The organism is Pseudophaeobacter sp. A-200-2 (assembly GCF_041008815.1).
GTDB classification, from domain to species: Bacteria; Pseudomonadota; Alphaproteobacteria; order Rhodobacterales; family Rhodobacteraceae; genus Phycobacter; species Phycobacter gallaeciensis_A.
The window spans coordinates 227,204-241,846 of sequence record NZ_JAXGFU010000010.1; the positions used below are offsets into that span (position 1 = coordinate 227,204).

At 61.7% G+C, this 14,643-nt stretch carries 12 protein-coding genes; 9 read left to right on the forward strand and 3 right to left on the reverse strand.

The window, feature by feature from the left end; all coding sequences use genetic code 11:
- The first annotated feature begins 13 nt into the window (after positions 1-13).
- From SM766_RS16580 to SM766_RS16590, 3 genes are read left to right on the forward strand one after another with little or no spacing between them, the layout of a single operon-like run.
- Positions 14-799, forward strand: coding sequence for an IclR family transcriptional regulator (locus SM766_RS16580; RefSeq protein WP_274868259.1), 786 nt, complete (start codon positions 14-16; stop codon positions 797-799).
- 3 nt (positions 800-802) lie between these two features.
- Positions 803-1,225 carry a PaaI family thioesterase gene (locus SM766_RS16585; protein WP_368948494.1) on the forward strand — a complete coding sequence of 141 codons (423 nt, stop codon included), beginning with the start codon at positions 803-805 and terminating at the stop codon, positions 1,223-1,225.
- Positions 1,222-2,448 carry a CaiB/BaiF CoA transferase family protein gene (locus SM766_RS16590; protein WP_368948495.1) on the forward strand — a complete coding sequence of 409 codons (1,227 nt, stop codon included), beginning with the start codon at positions 1,222-1,224 and terminating at the stop codon, positions 2,446-2,448. The genes SM766_RS16585 and SM766_RS16590 overlap by 4 nt, the downstream gene beginning before the upstream one ends.
- On the opposite strand, the gene SM766_RS16595 is transcribed toward SM766_RS16590, so the two are convergent.
- Positions 2,445-4,964, reverse strand: a complete 2,520-nt coding sequence (locus SM766_RS16595) for an ATP-binding protein (RefSeq protein WP_368948496.1) — start codon at positions 4,962-4,964, stop codon at positions 2,445-2,447. The two genes, SM766_RS16590 and SM766_RS16595, sit on opposite strands and share 4 nt — an antisense overlap.
- 6 nt (positions 4,965-4,970) lie before the next feature.
- Entirely contained in the window at positions 4,971-5,693 is a 723-nt protein-coding gene (locus SM766_RS16600; RefSeq protein WP_065273612.1) for a response regulator, read from the reverse strand.
- Between the two features lie 248 nt (positions 5,694-5,941).
- Here SM766_RS16600 and phnD point away from each other — a divergent pair, with 248 nt between their 5' ends.
- The 6 genes from phnD to SM766_RS16630 all read left to right on the forward strand — a co-directional run bounded on the left by phnD (position 5,942) and on the right by SM766_RS16630 (position 13,208).
- Positions 5,942-6,925, forward strand: a complete 984-nt coding sequence (phnD, locus tag SM766_RS16605; protein WP_274830442.1) for a phosphate/phosphite/phosphonate ABC transporter substrate-binding protein — start codon at positions 5,942-5,944, stop codon at positions 6,923-6,925.
- 123 nt (positions 6,926-7,048) lie between these two features.
- On the forward strand, positions 7,049-7,822 hold the full coding sequence (phnC, locus tag SM766_RS16610) for a phosphonate ABC transporter ATP-binding protein (protein WP_065271712.1): 774 nt from the start codon (positions 7,049-7,051) through the stop codon (positions 7,820-7,822).
- Positions 7,819-8,613, forward strand: a complete 795-nt coding sequence (gene phnE / locus SM766_RS16615; RefSeq protein WP_065271713.1) for a phosphonate ABC transporter, permease protein PhnE — start codon at positions 7,819-7,821, stop codon at positions 8,611-8,613. Before phnC ends, phnE (SM766_RS16615) begins: the two co-directional genes overlap by 4 nt.
- A complete protein-coding gene (phnE, locus tag SM766_RS16620; protein WP_065271714.1) occupies positions 8,613-9,422 on the forward strand; it encodes a phosphonate ABC transporter, permease protein PhnE in 810 nt (269 codons plus the stop codon). Before phnE (SM766_RS16615) ends, phnE (SM766_RS16620) begins: the two co-directional genes overlap by 1 nt.
- A 188-nt stretch (positions 9,423-9,610) precedes the next feature.
- Positions 9,611-10,531: a sulfite exporter TauE/SafE family protein gene (locus SM766_RS16625; protein WP_274830440.1), complete on the forward strand. Its 921-nt coding sequence runs from the start codon at positions 9,611-9,613 to the stop codon at positions 10,529-10,531.
- A 238-nt stretch (positions 10,532-10,769) separates the two neighbouring features.
- Positions 10,770-13,208 (forward strand): ATP-binding protein, encoded by a 2,439-nt coding sequence (locus SM766_RS16630; protein ID WP_274830439.1) that lies wholly within the window; start codon positions 10,770-10,772, stop codon positions 13,206-13,208.
- A 117-nt stretch (positions 13,209-13,325) separates the two neighbouring features.
- Here SM766_RS16630 and SM766_RS16635 read toward each other — a convergent pair whose 3' ends face one another.
- The gene (locus SM766_RS16635) at positions 13,326-14,642 is read right to left on the reverse strand and encodes a TRAP transporter large permease (RefSeq protein ID WP_368948497.1); all 1,317 of its coding nucleotides are present in this window, start codon (positions 14,640-14,642) and stop codon (positions 13,326-13,328) included.
- Between the last annotated feature and the right edge of the window lies 1 nt (position 14,643).

Below are 14,643 nucleotides of genomic sequence, written 5' to 3' on the forward strand. Positions count from 1 at the left end.
ACAGAGGTATAAAATGGCCGCAAAATCAGCAGAGACCACGACCAAGAGACAGGTGCCCGCCGTCACGCGAGCCATTGCTATTCTTAGGTTTTTGGCGCGTTCGGACGAACCGGTGGGCGTCAATCCGATCGCCCGCGAGCTTGAACTTGTGCCCAGCACCTGCCTGCACATTCTGCGGGTGCTTCAGGATGAGGGACTCGTCGATTTTGATTCGAACACCAAACGCTATTCGATCGGAATCGGCATCCTTCCCCTGGCCCGTTCGGCCCTTCAGAAGAACACCTTCTCGGTTCTGGTGCAGCCGCTGCTTTCTGGCCTGTCCGAGAAATTCGGGGTGACCTCCATCGCGACACAGGTGGCCGAACCGTCCCAGATGGTGGTCATCGCACTGTCGCAATCGACCCTGCCCTTCCGACTTCAGGTCGACCTTGGCAGCCGCTTTCCCATCCTGATCAGCGCCACGGGCCGCCTGTTTGCCGCCTTCAACGTCACCGACCCCGAAGAGCTGCGCAGCGGTTTTGACAAACTGGTCTGGGATCACCCGCCCAGCTTTGACGACTGGCTAACCGAAGTCGAGGCGACCCGCGCGCGCGGTTATGCGGTGGACAGGGGAACCTACATCTCGGGCGTGACGGTTGTCGCGGCGCCGGTGTTCAACGCCGCCGGGCAGATGATCCGCTCTCTGGTCGCCATCGGTATTTCAGAGCGGATGGATGACAAACAAGTCGCTTCGCTGGCGAAATCCCTGCTGAAGCTGCGCGACAAAATCGAAGCCATGCAAATCGAAACGAGGAGCTAGACAGTGACCCAACTCACCGAACAAACAGGCTGGAAAGAGCTGAAAGCCGGTCCCTTCATGGATGGGATCGGCCCCATCCTGAAGACCAGGGCGCTGGATGGCAGCAATATCTATGGGCTGCGCACCGATGCTTCCCATTGCAACGCCATCGGTTCGGTTCATGGCGGCGTGGTCACCGGGGTGCTGGATCAAGCCATCGCCATCGAGGCCTGGAATGCGGCCAATCGGCAACCGACTGTCACGCTTCAGATGGATACGCGCTTTGTCACCGCTGCGCGCGCCGGTGACCTGCTGGAAGCCAGCGCAACCCTGCGCCACGCGACCCGCTCAATGCTGTTCGTGGACGCGGATCTGCACGCAGGGGAACGCCTGGTCGCCACGGCAACAGCCGTCATGAAAATAATCGCAAAGAAGGACACACCATGAGCACGCAACAGGAAGAGCAGCAGCGACGCGGACCGCTGGCAGGTATCAAAGTGCTGGATTTCTCGCGCATCCTGTCCGGCCCCTATGCCAGCATGGTGCTGGCCGATCTTGGCGCAGAAGTGGTCAAGGTCGAACCGATCGGCAGCGGCGATGAAACTCGCAACTTCCCGCCCTTCAAAGGTCCGCTGAGCCATTATTTCATTGCCCTGAACCGCAGCAAGAAAAGCATCACGCTGGATCTCAAATCCCCCGAGGGGGCTAAGATCGCCCGTGACCTTGCGCGCAAATCCGATGTTGTGCTCGAAAATTTCCGCCCCGGCGTGATGGATCGCCTGGGGCTTGGCTATGAAACGCTGAAGGCGGATAATCCCGGTCTTGTCTACTGCTCCATCACCGGTTTCGGGCGCAACAGCCCACATGGCGACAAACCCGCCTTTGATATCGTGGCGCAGGCGCTGTCCGGGGTGATGGATGTGAACCGCGAACCTGGACAGCCCCCCAACAAGCTGGGCATTCCGCTCGGCGATATGGCGGGCAGTATCTTTTCACTGTTCGGTCTGCTCGCTGCACTGGTGGAACGCAACACGACGGGTCACGGGCGCCACGTGGAAATCGCCATGCTGGACAGCCTGATTGCCATGCAGGGTTATCTCTCCCAGATCTATTTTGTCAGTGGCAACAGCCCGCAGCCGGTTGGCACCCGTCACCCCTCAATCGTGCCTTACGGCGCCTTCCCGACCAGGGACGGCCATGTGATCGTCGCCTGCCTGACGGAACGGTTCTGGCACAACTTCGCACGCTGTCTTGAGCGTGAAGATCTGATCACCGACCCGCGCTTCGCAAAGTATGAAAAACGGCTGGAAAACCGCGACGCGCTGGAGCCGGTGATCTGCGAAATCATGGAGAAAGACACCACGGAATACTGGCTGGACCGGCTGACCGAATTCGACGTACCTAATGCGCCGATCCTCAGCATCGCGGAGTCTCTGGAACAGGAGCATGTCGCAGCACGCGGGCTGATTGAAACCGTGACGCACCCGGACGTGGGGGACATGCAACTGGTGCGCGGACCGATCCGGTTCGACGGCGAGGGCCCTGCCCCCGCGCGCGCGCCTGCACTCCTCGGCGAACACACGCGTTCGGTGCTGTCGGACTGGCTGGGATATGATGAGGAAGAGGCCCGTGCCCTAGAAACACGCGCCGCGGCACCCGGCGCAGGCTAGGCCTCAGGTCTTTGCGCCGTCTGGGAAATCAGACTGCGGATGTCCGCATCCGTGACCGGTTTGGCCAATGAGGCCAGGCCGGGACTGCCGCGCAGGCTTTCCGGGATCCGGCCAATTCGGCGTGTCGACATCAGGATCAGTTGGCAGTCCGGATGCAGCCCGGCGCCTAGCTGCAGAAGATCCCAGCCTGATGTGCCATTGTCGAGATTGAGATCACTCAGCAGCAGGTCAAGCTGTGGCAACTCCCGGATCTGCGCTGCGCCTTCGGCAAAACTGCTGGCCCGGTGCAGGGTATAGCCGATCCGCTCTAGCGCCTTGCCGGCCGAGTCGAGATAGGCCGGGTCATCATCGACCACCAGTGCCGTGCCGGGCGCCTGCAGCGCGACCTCCTGTGGGGCCTCCTCAGCCTTCAGCGGCGGGAAATTCAACGTCACGGTGGTGCCCCGCTCCGGCGGCTCGATGCGGGAGGTGATGTCCAGACGCCCGCCGGATTGGTGCACGAAGCCATCGACCATCGACAGGCCCAGCCCGGTGCCGCTGCCGTCGCTGCGATTGGTGAAAAACGGCTCGGTTGCGCGATGTAGCACCTCGGGTGTCATACCACAGCCATCGTCACGGATGCTGAGCTGGGCGCCGCCATCCTGCCCCGTCGCCACCGAGACGCAAATGCGGCCAGCTCCCTCAATCGCCTGACCTGCGTTGACGCAGAGGTTCAGAATGGCGCTTTCCAGCTGGCCCGGATCGACCAACGCATTGACAGGCTCTGTCGGCAGATCAAAATCCAGCGAAATGTTTTCCGGCAGAGCAATTTCCAGAAGGTCGGCCATACCTTCGACCAGCATCGACAGATCGGTCACCTGCGGTTCCAGATGCTGCTTGCGGGCAAAGGCCAGCAAACGCTCGGTCAGGGACACGCCAAGATCCACCGCCGAGCCGATGCGGGTCCGCAAGTACCGGGCCTGTTCGTCATCCGCCCGTTTCAAAAGGTGCAGGTTGCCAGAAATACTGGACAGGATATTGCCGAAATCATGGGCGACCTCACCGGCGACCTTGCCCAGGGTTTCCACACGGCGGATTTCCTCCAGCCGTTCATCAATGCGTTTGCGTTCGGTGGTTTCCGACAGCAACCAGACCGCACCGCCATCGGGCAGCGGCGAATGGCGCAGCTCCAGAACATGGCCAGAGGCATCGGTGTATTCCTCAAATCCACCGCGCTCCCCTGCGCTCACTTGCCGGGTAAAGGCAGAGCGGTCGATCAGCGCCTGCATATTCGCTGGTTCTTCCGCCTCCTCCGGCGGCAGGCGGAACAGGCTGCGCAGCTTGTCGTTCTCCGCCTCGATCCGGCCATCGGCAGCACTGATGGCGACACCGTCTTTGATATTGCGGAACACACGCGAGAACAGCGCGTTCTGACGACGGATCTGACCAGTGCGCCGGTCCAGCTTGCGCGCGTTTTCGCGAAACACCTGAAAGGCGGCGAAGAGCTGACCGATCTCATCCTCGGACACCCGGGCCCGGGGCAAATCGCTGCGGTGATCCCCGGCGGCCAGTTTGCGCATTGCATCAGCCACACGGCGCAGGTTGCGGGCCACATAGCGCGACACGTAAAGCGACGAGGTGATTGCCACCAGAAGGCTCATCAGGGTCAGCGCCAGAAAGGAATTCTTGGCAACGCCAAGGTTGTCGGAGGTCTCTGCGCGCGCCTGCGACAGGCGGGCCTCTGCCTGCGCGACCTTTTCTTCGGCATAGGTCGAAATGCGGCCCGCCTCCTGCCGGATACGGAACAGGGCGTTCTCCGCATCAAGCTGCGCGGCAAGCTCGCGGTGCTTCAGCACGAACAGGCTGTCACTGCGGCTGAGAGCTGTTTCGATCTCGTCAAAGGTGGCTTGATGGACAGGCGTCAGGCGCGGAGTGATCTGATCACGGGCGCGCTTGTAGCGCCGGGTGAATTCACCGAGTTCGATCAGCGCATCCGCCCGCCCCGCGCCAATGGCGCTGGCGGTCAGTCGTTGCAGACCGGCCCAGACTTCGCGCTCTGCCAGCGACAGCGTGGTATCGCCCGACAGCCGCCGCACCCGCCCGTTCAGACGCAGCATGTCCCGGTCGATCGCGGTGAGCTCCGCCTTGCGCGCGGTCTGCGGCACCAGCGCGGTGGTCAGATCATCAATCGCCAACCTGAGCCGGGCCAGCGGAAGGTCCAGCGCCGGGTCGCGGGCGGCATGGTCTTCGATGCTGCGCAGGTTCTTCAAGACGCTTTGCGCCTCCTGCTCCAGCTGGAAGGGGGGAAACAGCGCATAAAGAAACGGCGCAGAGGTTGCCAGATCCGCCGCCCGGCGGGACAGGTCCAGCGCATCGGACACTTCGGTCAGCGTGTCCTGATGCAGAACATTCATCCACATCTCGGTCCGGTTCAGCACCCGCATGCCGATCAGGCTGACCAGCAGGATCAACCCAAACAGAACGGCAATGGCAGCGGAGAGGCGAAACCGAACGCTGAGACGGGAAAGCGCGAGCATGCGACGTCAGCCCGGCGACAGGTGAAAGATATAGCCCTGCGCGCGGCGGGTCTGCAGATGCACCGGTTTTGACGGCACCGCCTCGATCTTGCGCCGCAGACGGAGGATCAGCACGTCGATGGTCCTGTCCACGTAGCGCTGCATGTCCGAGCCGAGCTCCTCCAGCAGTTCCGGACGCGGGATCACCCGGTCGGGGTTGCGGGCGAAATAATCAAGCAGCCGGTACTCGGCATTGGTCAGCGGGATCTCCTCGCCTTCCGCGTCCAGCAGACGGCGGGATTGCACATCCAGCCGCAGGGTGCCAAAGGCGATTTGCTGTCCCGGCGCGGCGCTGGGTTTGGCTGGACCATGTCCATAACGGCGCAACACTGCGCGGATACGGGCCACCAACTCGCGCGGGTTGAAGGGTTTGATCATGTAATCATCCGCGCCGGTCTCCAGACCGATGATCTTGTCGATCTCATCCCCAACACCAGTCAACATTACGATGGGGATCTCGTAACGCTCGCGGATATGGATCGCCAGCGTCAGCCCGGATTCGCCGCGCAGCCGCAGATCGATCAGGGCCAGATCCACTGGCGGCGGGTCGCCCAGCGCGTGAAAGGCGGGAATATCGGCGCAGCAGACCGCATCGAACCCGCTCTCGCGCATCAGCGCCGACAGCGTTTCGCGCACATCCGGATCATCGTCCACAATGGCAATGAGCGGCTCTGTCCTGCCGTCCTGCATCACATCCTCCCTCACCGCACCTCCTGCGGCCTTCGCGGGCGGCATACTGCCAAGACCCGCCATGATACGCCAGCGGGTCGACAGAGCTGTGATGCAGTTTGAAACATTGTTAACATGAAAGCTGGCTTCTCGCTGTTTGATTAACAATACGCGCCTAGCATGCGCCGGATGCGGGTCTTTATCTTCGCCCCACCAGCGCCGCGATGGCGGGAGTGACTCCCGGCACCGGCGTTCCAAGGGAGGAAAACATGGTAAAATTCTGGACCGGCGCCGCCACGGCACTGGGCGCACTGACGCTGAGCGCAATCACCGCAACCGCAGCCGAAGACTGCGCCGAGCGCGGCGCGCTCGACATGCTGTACTGCGATGCCAACGGCGATCTGGTGGCTGACACCCCCACCGATCCGGCCAAGCTGAGCAACCCCGACACCCTGGTCTTTGCCTATACGCCGGTCGAAGACCCGGCAGTCTATGCCGACATCTGGGAACCCTTCATCGCACATCTGGAAGAAACCACCGGCAAGGACGTGCAGTTCTTCGCAGTGCAGTCCAACTCGGCCGAAGTCGAAGCGATGCGTTCTGGCCGTCTGCATGTTGCGGGCTTCTCGACCGGACCGACCCCCTTTGCGGTGAACCTGGCCGGCGCTGTACCCTTTGCCATCATGGGCGCTGCGGATGGTCAGTTCGGTTACAAGCTGCAGGTCTTTACCCAGGCGGATAGCGACATCAAGGAAGTGAAGGATCTGGCAGGCCGCCGCGTGGCGCATACCTCGCCGACCTCGAACTCCGGCAACCAGGCACCGCGCGCGCTGTTCCCGGGTCTGGGCGTCGAGCCCGACAAGGACTACGAAGTAGTCTATTCCGGCTCGCACGACCAGTCGATGCTGGGCGTGGTCGCAGGCGATTATGACGCCGCACCGGTGGCCTCCGAAGTGGTGGACCGCATGGCCGAGCGTGGTCTCTATGACACCGCCGACGTGCGCAAGATCTGGGAAAGCGACCCCTTCCCGACGACCTCGTTCAACGTGGCGCACAACCTCGACCCCGAGCTGACCGCGAAGATCAAGGAAGCCTTCTTCACCTTCGATTTCGAAGGCACCAAACTGGGTGACGAATTCGAAGGCGTCAGCAAATTCATCCCGATCACCTACAAGGATCAATGGGCGGTGATCCGTCAGATCCAGGCCTCCAACGGTGTGGAATACACGCCGCAGGGCCTCGCCGGGAACTAAACCCACCAGACCCGAAGATCCGGCCGACCACAGGCGTCGGCCGGACACCCCTGCGGCCCCCCGCGGCTTGCTCCCATGGGCAACGCGGCAGGGGCATGGCCGCGCTATGTCCGAGAGGCCGTCATGCTAGAAATCACCAAACTCACCAAACGCTACGGATCGGGCGATCCGGTGCTGAAGGAGCTGGACCTGACCGTAGAGGGCGATCAGCTGACCTCGGTCATCGGATCCTCCGGCGCGGGAAAAAGTACCCTGCTGCGCTGTATCAACCGGCTGGTCGAGCCGACCTCGGGGTCGATCAACCTGAACGGCACCGAGTTCACCACCCTTGGCCGCCGCGATCTGCGCGCGGCACGGCGCCGGATCGGCATGGTGTTTCAGGGCTTCAACCTGATCGACCGCCTGACGGTGATGGAAAACGTCCAGTCCGGGCGCCTTGGCTATATCTCGACCTGGGCGGCGCTGACCCGGCGCTATCCGCGCGAAGACATCCGCCACGCCTATGAACTGATGGAGCGGGTGGGCATCGCCCATTACGCGGACAAACGCGCGGATGAGCTGTCCGGCGGTGAACGTCAGCGTGTCGGTGTGGTACGCGCCCTGATGCAGCGCCCTGAAATCCTCCTGGCGGACGAACCCACCGCCTCGCTGGACCCCAAGACATCGGAACAGATCATGTCGCTGCTGCGGGATCTTGCGAACGAGCTGAACCTGCCGGTGATCATCAACATCCACAATGTGACCGAGGCCAAGGAGTACAGCGACCGCATCGTCGGCATGCGCTATGGCCGGATCATCTTTGACGACCTGCCCGATCAGCTGGGTAAGGACGAAATGGACGAAATCTATGCAGGCGTTCCGGCAGAGGACCGCGCCGAGGTCGGGGCGGCGGCATGAGCACGGTCAAGGACACCTGGAAAAAGCCACCCTTCATCGCCAACCCGGTGATGCGCTACGGGCTTTATGCGGCCGTGGCGATCTATTTCGTCGTGACCCTGGCCACCCTGCCCATCGATTGGGACCGTGTGGCGGACGGGATGAGCCGCGCCCAGCGCATCTTCAGCGGGGCATTTCCGCCCAGCTTTGACCGCGCCGGTCTGCTGTTCGATGGTTTCATGGAAAGCCTGAAGATCGCCATTCTGGCAACCGTGGGCGGCATCGCGGTTTCGGTGCCGCTGGCCTTCATGGCGGCGGGCAATATCGCGGTGAAACCGGTCTATCTGCTGGGCCGCGGCATCATCATCGTCGCGCGCAGCTTTCACCCGGTGATCGTTGCAATAATCTTCGTAAAGGCGGTGGGCTTTGGTCCCTTTGCCGGGGCGCTGACGCTGGTGGTCTATTCCATCGGTTTCGTGGCGAAACTGCTGGCCGAACGGATCGAGGAAATCGACTTTGGCCAGGTCGAGGCCATGCGCTCTGCCGGGGCCGGGTTCATCGCAACTCTGGCCTATGCGGTGATGCCGCAAATCATGCCGCGCCTGGTGGGGCTTGGCATCTACCAGCTGGACAGCAACCTGCGTGCCTCTGCCGTGGTCGGTATCGTCGGCGCGGGAGGCATCGGCGCCACGCTGGCCAATGCATTCGGGCGCTACGACTACGACTTTGCCCTCGCCATCACCATGGTCATCGTCGGGGTGATCCTGATCTCCGAGGCGGTGAGCGGATTTATCAGGAAGCGGATCGCATAATGACCAATCAGTCTTTGAACCAAACGCTCGACCATTGGTCCCGCTTTACCCTGCGCCAGCGCCTGATGCGTTATGGCGGGCTGGCCCTGACCCTGCTGATCGTTGGCTGGGCACTCAGCAGCATCGACGTGATCTGGGCCTGGGTCTGGGATGCGCCGTCGCAGATGGCGGATCTGTTCGGGCGGATGATGCCGCCGGACCCGAGCAACCTGCCCTCAATCCTTGAAGCAATCTGGCAGACAGTGAATATCGCCACCCTGGCGACGATGATCGCCGTCGTGGTCTCGCTGCCCGTTGCCTATATCGCCGCGCAGAACACCACGCCGAACAAGTTCGCCCTGTGGGTCGGGCGGTTCATCCTCGTCTCCTCGCGGTCGGTGAACACCATTATCTGGGCGCTCCTGTTCGTGGCCATCTTCGGCCCCGGCATTGTGGCGGGGATCGTGGCGATCATGTTCCGCTCCATCGGGTTCCTCGGCAAACTGCTGGGCGAAGCGATCGAGGAAATCGACCGCAAACCGGTGGAGGCGCTGGAGGCCTGCGGAGCCTCGCGGTTCAAGATCGTGCTTTACGCCATCGTGCCGCAGGTGATGCCCGCCTTTTTCGCCGTGGCGATCCTGCGCTGGGACATCAACCTGCGCGAATCCACCGTGCTGGGCCTTGTTGGCGCGGGCGGCATCGGGATGATCCTCCAAGGTGCGATCGACACCTTCAACTGGCCCGAGGTCGCCATGGTGCTGCTGACCATCCTGGCGCTGGTGGTGGTGGGAGAGGTGGTCTCCTCCTTCCTGCGCAAAAAGGTCCTGTAACTCGGATCCTGTGACTTGTGGCGGCCCGCGCGACGTGGGCCGCCATTCTTCAAGCTCTCCCCCCCGTTCCATCGACAAGCCGGGACCGGAGCGCCACGGTTTTTCACATTTGCAAGCCCTTGTCTTGCGCCGCAGATAGCTTGGCCTTAGGCGTAAAAGGGTCCCCTGCCTGAGTTTAAAACCCTGCCATGCAACTTTACCTGCCCATCGCCGAAGTGTCGGTCAACGGTCCCCTGCTGTTGTCCATTGGGCTGGTTGTCGGCATTCTCTCGGGGATATTCGGGGTGGGCGGCGGCTTTCTGATCACACCGCTTCTGTTCTTCATCGGCATTCCACCAGCCGTGGCCGTCGCGACATCCGCAAACCAGATCGTCGCCTCCTCCTTTTCGGCCCTGCTTTCCCATATCCGCCGCCGAACGGTGGATTTTCACATGGGGTTAGCCCTGATGGCCGGGGGGCTGGCGGGCTCGACCCTTGGCATCTACATCTTCGACGCCCTGCGGCAGCTGGGGCAGGTCGACCTTCTGGTCAACCTGTTCTACGTGTTCTTCCTGGGGCTGGTCGGCTCTCTGATGTTCATCGAAAGCCTGAACGCCATCCGCAAGGCACGCGCACAATCGGGAACACCAAAGCGCAAAGGTACCAGGCGTGACTGGGTGCATGCCATGCCGCTGCGGGTGCGGTTCCGCACCTCTGGACTTTATATCTCGGTCTTTCCGCCGCTGATCGTCGGCTTTGTCGTCGGGGTATTGTCGGCGATCATGGGGGTGGGCGGCGGTTTTGTCGTGGTTCCGGCGATGATCTATATCCTGGGCATGCCGACGAAGGTCGTGGTCGGCACCTCCCTGTTCCAGATCATATTCGTCTCTGCCTACACGGTGATGATGCACGCCTATACCAACCACACGGTCGATACCGTTCTGGCGGTGCTGCTGATCGTCGGCGGAGTGATCGGCGCCCAGATCGGCACCCGTATCGGGTTGCTCCTGAAGGCCGAACAGCTGCGCATACTTCTGGCGCTGCTGGTGCTGGCCGTCTGCCTGAAATTGGGGCTTGATCTGGCCTTGCAACCGACCGAGCTGTTCTCGCTGACCCACGTCATCGGGTGAGGCTGGCCTCAGCCACCTGAACGCCTCGCTCTCTCGCAACCAGAGCCTTCGGCGCCCTCGTTCTTCCGCATCGCTTCAGCGAAGAAAAATTGACCATACCTGCTGTTTGGCCGTCCCCTGAGCGCAAATTTTGCCACGGCTGGGGACTGACGTAAGATCGTCTATTGAAACTTCCTAAAGGAACTATCGAATATACCCACAAGGGGTTGATGGCCTCCCGGGCCGGATATGGATAGCAATGATTGAACCTCAGTTTCTCGACGATGATCTACGGTTGCAGTTTATTGCAGACCTGCGCATCGACTTCCGGAATCCCACTCCGGAAATCCAGGGCCTGTGCGATCTGGCCGCGCAACTGGCTGGCACTGACATTGCTCTTGTCTCGATCGTAGGGGAACGCGAGCAGGTCTTTCTTGCGAGCACTGGCATGGGAGAGACGCGGAGCACCGCGCGTCAGGTGTCCTTCTGCGGGCATGCGATTTGCGACAAGACCACTCTGCTTGTGCCCGACACCCACAGGGATGAACGCTTCACCGATAATCCGCTTGTATTGGGCCCGCCGTATATCCGGTCCTATGCCGGGGCCCTTCTTGAGCCTGAACCGGGGCGGCCGATCGGCACCGTCTGCGTCATGGGGCGGGAACCCAGCAGCTTTTCGCCGGAGGTTCTGGTCGGCCTGGAGAAGATCAGCGCTGCAGTGAGTGCGTTGCTGCTTGCACATCGCGACAAACAGAGGCTTGCAGAGGCCGCCTCCCAGAGCGCCCGGATCGCGTTTTGGTCGGACATCATGGAGGAGAGCCTCGAGGAGATCTACGTACTCGATCCCGGCACGTGGAAATTCGTCCTGGCCAACAAGGCTGCAAGGGACAACATCGGCTATTCGATGAACCGGCTGACCGAGTTGACGCCGCTGGACCTTGATCCGAGACTGGATCCGGAACGTTTTGGCATGACGGTGCGAAACCTGATGCAAGGCCAAAACACCTACCGCAGGATCAGCACAGATATGCTGCGGGCGGACGGGTCGACCTATCCGGCAGAGATCACACTGCAACGGGTGTTTAACACCAGCCCGATGATCGTCTGCTACGTGCAGGATACGACCGAACGCTCTGCCGCCGAAACCGCAGCCCGAGACGCTCATGCCAGATTGCAGGCCGCCATCGAGGCGCTGACCGATGGTTTTGTTTATTTCGATGCTGATGAACGGCTGGTGCTGGCCAACAGCCGCTATGTCAACATGTTCTCGGCTGAAACAGCCCCCCTGGTCAAACCGGGTCAATTGTTCGAAGTGATACTGCGCAAGGCTGCCTATGAGGGCTATTACGCCGGTACGGAAGGCGGACGCGAGGAAGAGTTCCTGGCGAAACGCCTTGCGGCCTTCCGCAACCCGTCAGGCTCCAGTCTGGTAACTCTGGAGGACGGGCGCGTTTTCCGGGTCTTCGAACAACGCACCCCCGATGGCGGCTGTGTCGGACTGCGGGTGGATGTCACTGAACTCCATCAGGCACGGGCGCAGGCAGAGGCGGCGAATGCGGCCAAGTCGGCGTTTTTGGCCAATATGAGCCATGAAATTCGCACACCGATGAATGGCATCCTCGGGCTGGTGCAGGTGTTGACGCAGACCGAACTCGATCCAGCCCAGCGCGAAATGGTCGAGGCAGTTCAGGGCTCTGCCGAGGGGCTGCTGAGCATTCTGAACGATATTCTGGATCTGGCACGCATCGAGGCGGGCAAGGAAACCTTTGACACGGCCCCGTTCAGCCCGGCGCAGGTGTTGCGGGATGTGGCGCGCATTCATCAGGCTGTCGCCCAGCAAAAGGGGTTGGACCTGCGGCTGGAGCTGGCCCCTGAGCTGGAAGGCACCTGGGTCGGCGATGCGCGCCGGATCGGGCAGGTGATCCATAATCTTTGCGGTAACGCACTGAAATTCACGGATCAGGGCCACGTCACCCTGACAGGCAAGGTGTCCACGGAAGGCAATCTGCACCTTTGCGTTTGCGACACCGGGATTGGCATGACGCCAGAACAACTGCGCCGGGTGCGCAACAAGTTCGAACAGGCCGACAACTCGATCACCCGAACATTTGGCGGCACCGGTCTGGGGCTGGCAATCGTCACCGAGCTGACCGAGATGATGGGCGGCGATTTTCAGATAGAATCGCAGCAGGGACGCGGGACCGAAGCGCGTGTCATCCTGCCGCTGCAACGCGGTACTGCCCCCACTGAGGCAAAAGAGACACCAACGGCTGTCACCGCGACCACCTCCCACCCTGCCGCTCCGATGCGCATCCTCGTTGCAGAGGACAACGCCACCAACCGTCTGATCCTGAAAAAGATGCTGTCCAAATTGGACCATGACCCGATCATGTGTTCGGACGGGCAAGAGGCACTCGATACCTGGCAGGCGCAGGAGGTCGATTGTCTGCTGTTCGATATATCAATGCCGCGGCTCAGCGGTCTTGAGGCGCTTGCCAAGATCCGCCGACACGTCGCGGACACGGGCGGAGAGATGCCGCCCTCCGTCGCCTTCACGGCCAACGCGATGCCGCATCAGATCGAAGAGCTCAAGGCCGCCGGTTTCGATGATGTTCTGACCAAGCCGATCCGGTTTCAGGACCTGTCAGACTGTTTGACCAACCTCGCTGCCCGGGCCGCAAGCCCCAGCAAGGTCTAACGATATTGGTGGGGCCATCTGGTTCTGTCTTTGATGCCAAACCGGCCCCTTAATAGCATGAGAGCCAGCAGAACGCTGGCCCTCTTCACTTTGCAAACAATGCGCCAATTCAGGGCCTTAATCCATCATCAGCCCCGGCAGCCATGTACCCACTGCAGGCTGCCACACCAGCAGCGCAAGGATCGCCAGTTTGATCACCAGAAACGGCGTCACGGCCGCATAGATCTGCTTCATGCCGATCCCGTCAGGGGCGACCCCGCGCATCACGAACAGCAACAGGCCGAATGGCGGCGTCAGCAGGCCGATCTCCATCGTCAGCAGGTAGACAACCCCAAGCACCAGATCATTGATCCCCAGTTGCGCCGCCAGTGGCACGAAGACCGGCACCGTCACCATCAGCATCGAGACCTGATCGATAAAACAGCCAAGCAGTAACAGGATCACGATCATGCCGATCAGCACGCCAACCGGGGTCGGATCCACCGCGTTGATCGCCTTGATCAATCCGTTGGTGGCACCGCTGAAGGACAGGATCTGCGAAAAGGTCTGACTGGCGGCCATGATGAACAGGATCATCACCGACAGCTTTACCGTCTCGATCAGGGCCTTGCCGATCTTCTCGAACGTCAGCGCCCGGTAGGCGGCACCTGCGCCCAGCGCTGCAAGGCACCCCAAGGCGGCGGATTCGGTCGGGGTCGCAATCCCAAGAAGCAAGCTGCCGATCACCACCGCGAACAAGGCGCTGAGCGGTGCCACGTAGATCAGGAACGGCCGCCACCGTTCGGATAGGGACATCGTCGGCGGATCATCCGGAGGCGCGACCCGCGGGTCCATCAGGCTGCGCAGGATGATGTAAGCCACGAAAGAACCCGCCAGCAGCAAGGCCGGGACAACGCCTGCGACAAGGAGACCAGAAATGGAAATGCCCGCAAGGCTGCCCACCAGAACCGCAAGGGCCGAGGGTGGGATCAGCATGGCGATGGCGCCCGACGCCATGATCGGCCCCATCGCCATGGTGGGGTGATAACCGCGTTGCAACATGCCCGGCATCATGGTCGAGCCGAGCATGGCCGTATTGGCGATCGTCGAACCGGACAGCGCTGCAAAAATTGTGCCGCCGAAAACGGTCACCACGGAAAGGCGCCCGGGCACCCGAGTCACCACCCGTTCGATCGCGTCGATGGCGCGATGCGCGATGCCGGTCTGGAACAGGATCTCCCCCATCAGGATGAACAGCGGGATCGGCGCCATCTGAAAATTCGCAACCGATTGCGTGGCATTGCGCGCCAGTTGCAAAAGGCCCCGATCTCCGCCGAGGATTTCAAAGGCCCCGATCATGGTCACGGTGATAAAGGCAAAGGCCACCGGCAGCCCCAGAAGGAGCAGTGCCGCCAGACCGCCCAGCATCCAAGAAAGCGTAACAATCCAATCCATC

Bases quoted from the DNA above. Each gene is read 5' to 3' on its own strand.
- SM766_RS16590 (WP_368948495.1), top strand. From the start codon at position 1,222: ATGAGCACGCAACAGGAAGAGCAGCAGCGACGCGGACCGCTGGCAGGT.
- phnD (WP_274830442.1), top strand. From the start codon at position 5,942: ATGGTAAAATTCTGGACCGGCGCCGCCACGGCACTGGGCGCACTGACG.
- SM766_RS16600 (WP_065273612.1), bottom strand. From the start codon at position 5,693: ATGCAGGACGGCAGGACAGAGCCGCTCATTGCCATTGTGGACGATGAT.
- phnC (WP_065271712.1), top strand. From the start codon at position 7,049: ATGCTAGAAATCACCAAACTCACCAAACGCTACGGATCGGGCGATCCG.
- SM766_RS16630 (WP_274830439.1), top strand. From the start codon at position 10,770: ATGATTGAACCTCAGTTTCTCGACGATGATCTACGGTTGCAGTTTATT.
- SM766_RS16595 (WP_368948496.1), bottom strand. From the start codon at position 4,964: ATGCTCGCGCTTTCCCGTCTCAGCGTTCGGTTTCGCCTCTCCGCTGCC.
- SM766_RS16580 (WP_274868259.1), top strand. From the start codon at position 14: ATGGCCGCAAAATCAGCAGAGACCACGACCAAGAGACAGGTGCCCGCC.
- SM766_RS16635 (WP_368948497.1), bottom strand. From the start codon at position 14,642: ATGGATTGGATTGTTACGCTTTCTTGGATGCTGGGCGGTCTGGCGGCA.
- phnE (WP_065271714.1), top strand. From the start codon at position 8,613: ATGACCAATCAGTCTTTGAACCAAACGCTCGACCATTGGTCCCGCTTT.
- phnE (WP_065271713.1), top strand. From the start codon at position 7,819: ATGAGCACGGTCAAGGACACCTGGAAAAAGCCACCCTTCATCGCCAAC.
- SM766_RS16625 (WP_274830440.1), top strand. From the start codon at position 9,611: ATGCAACTTTACCTGCCCATCGCCGAAGTGTCGGTCAACGGTCCCCTG.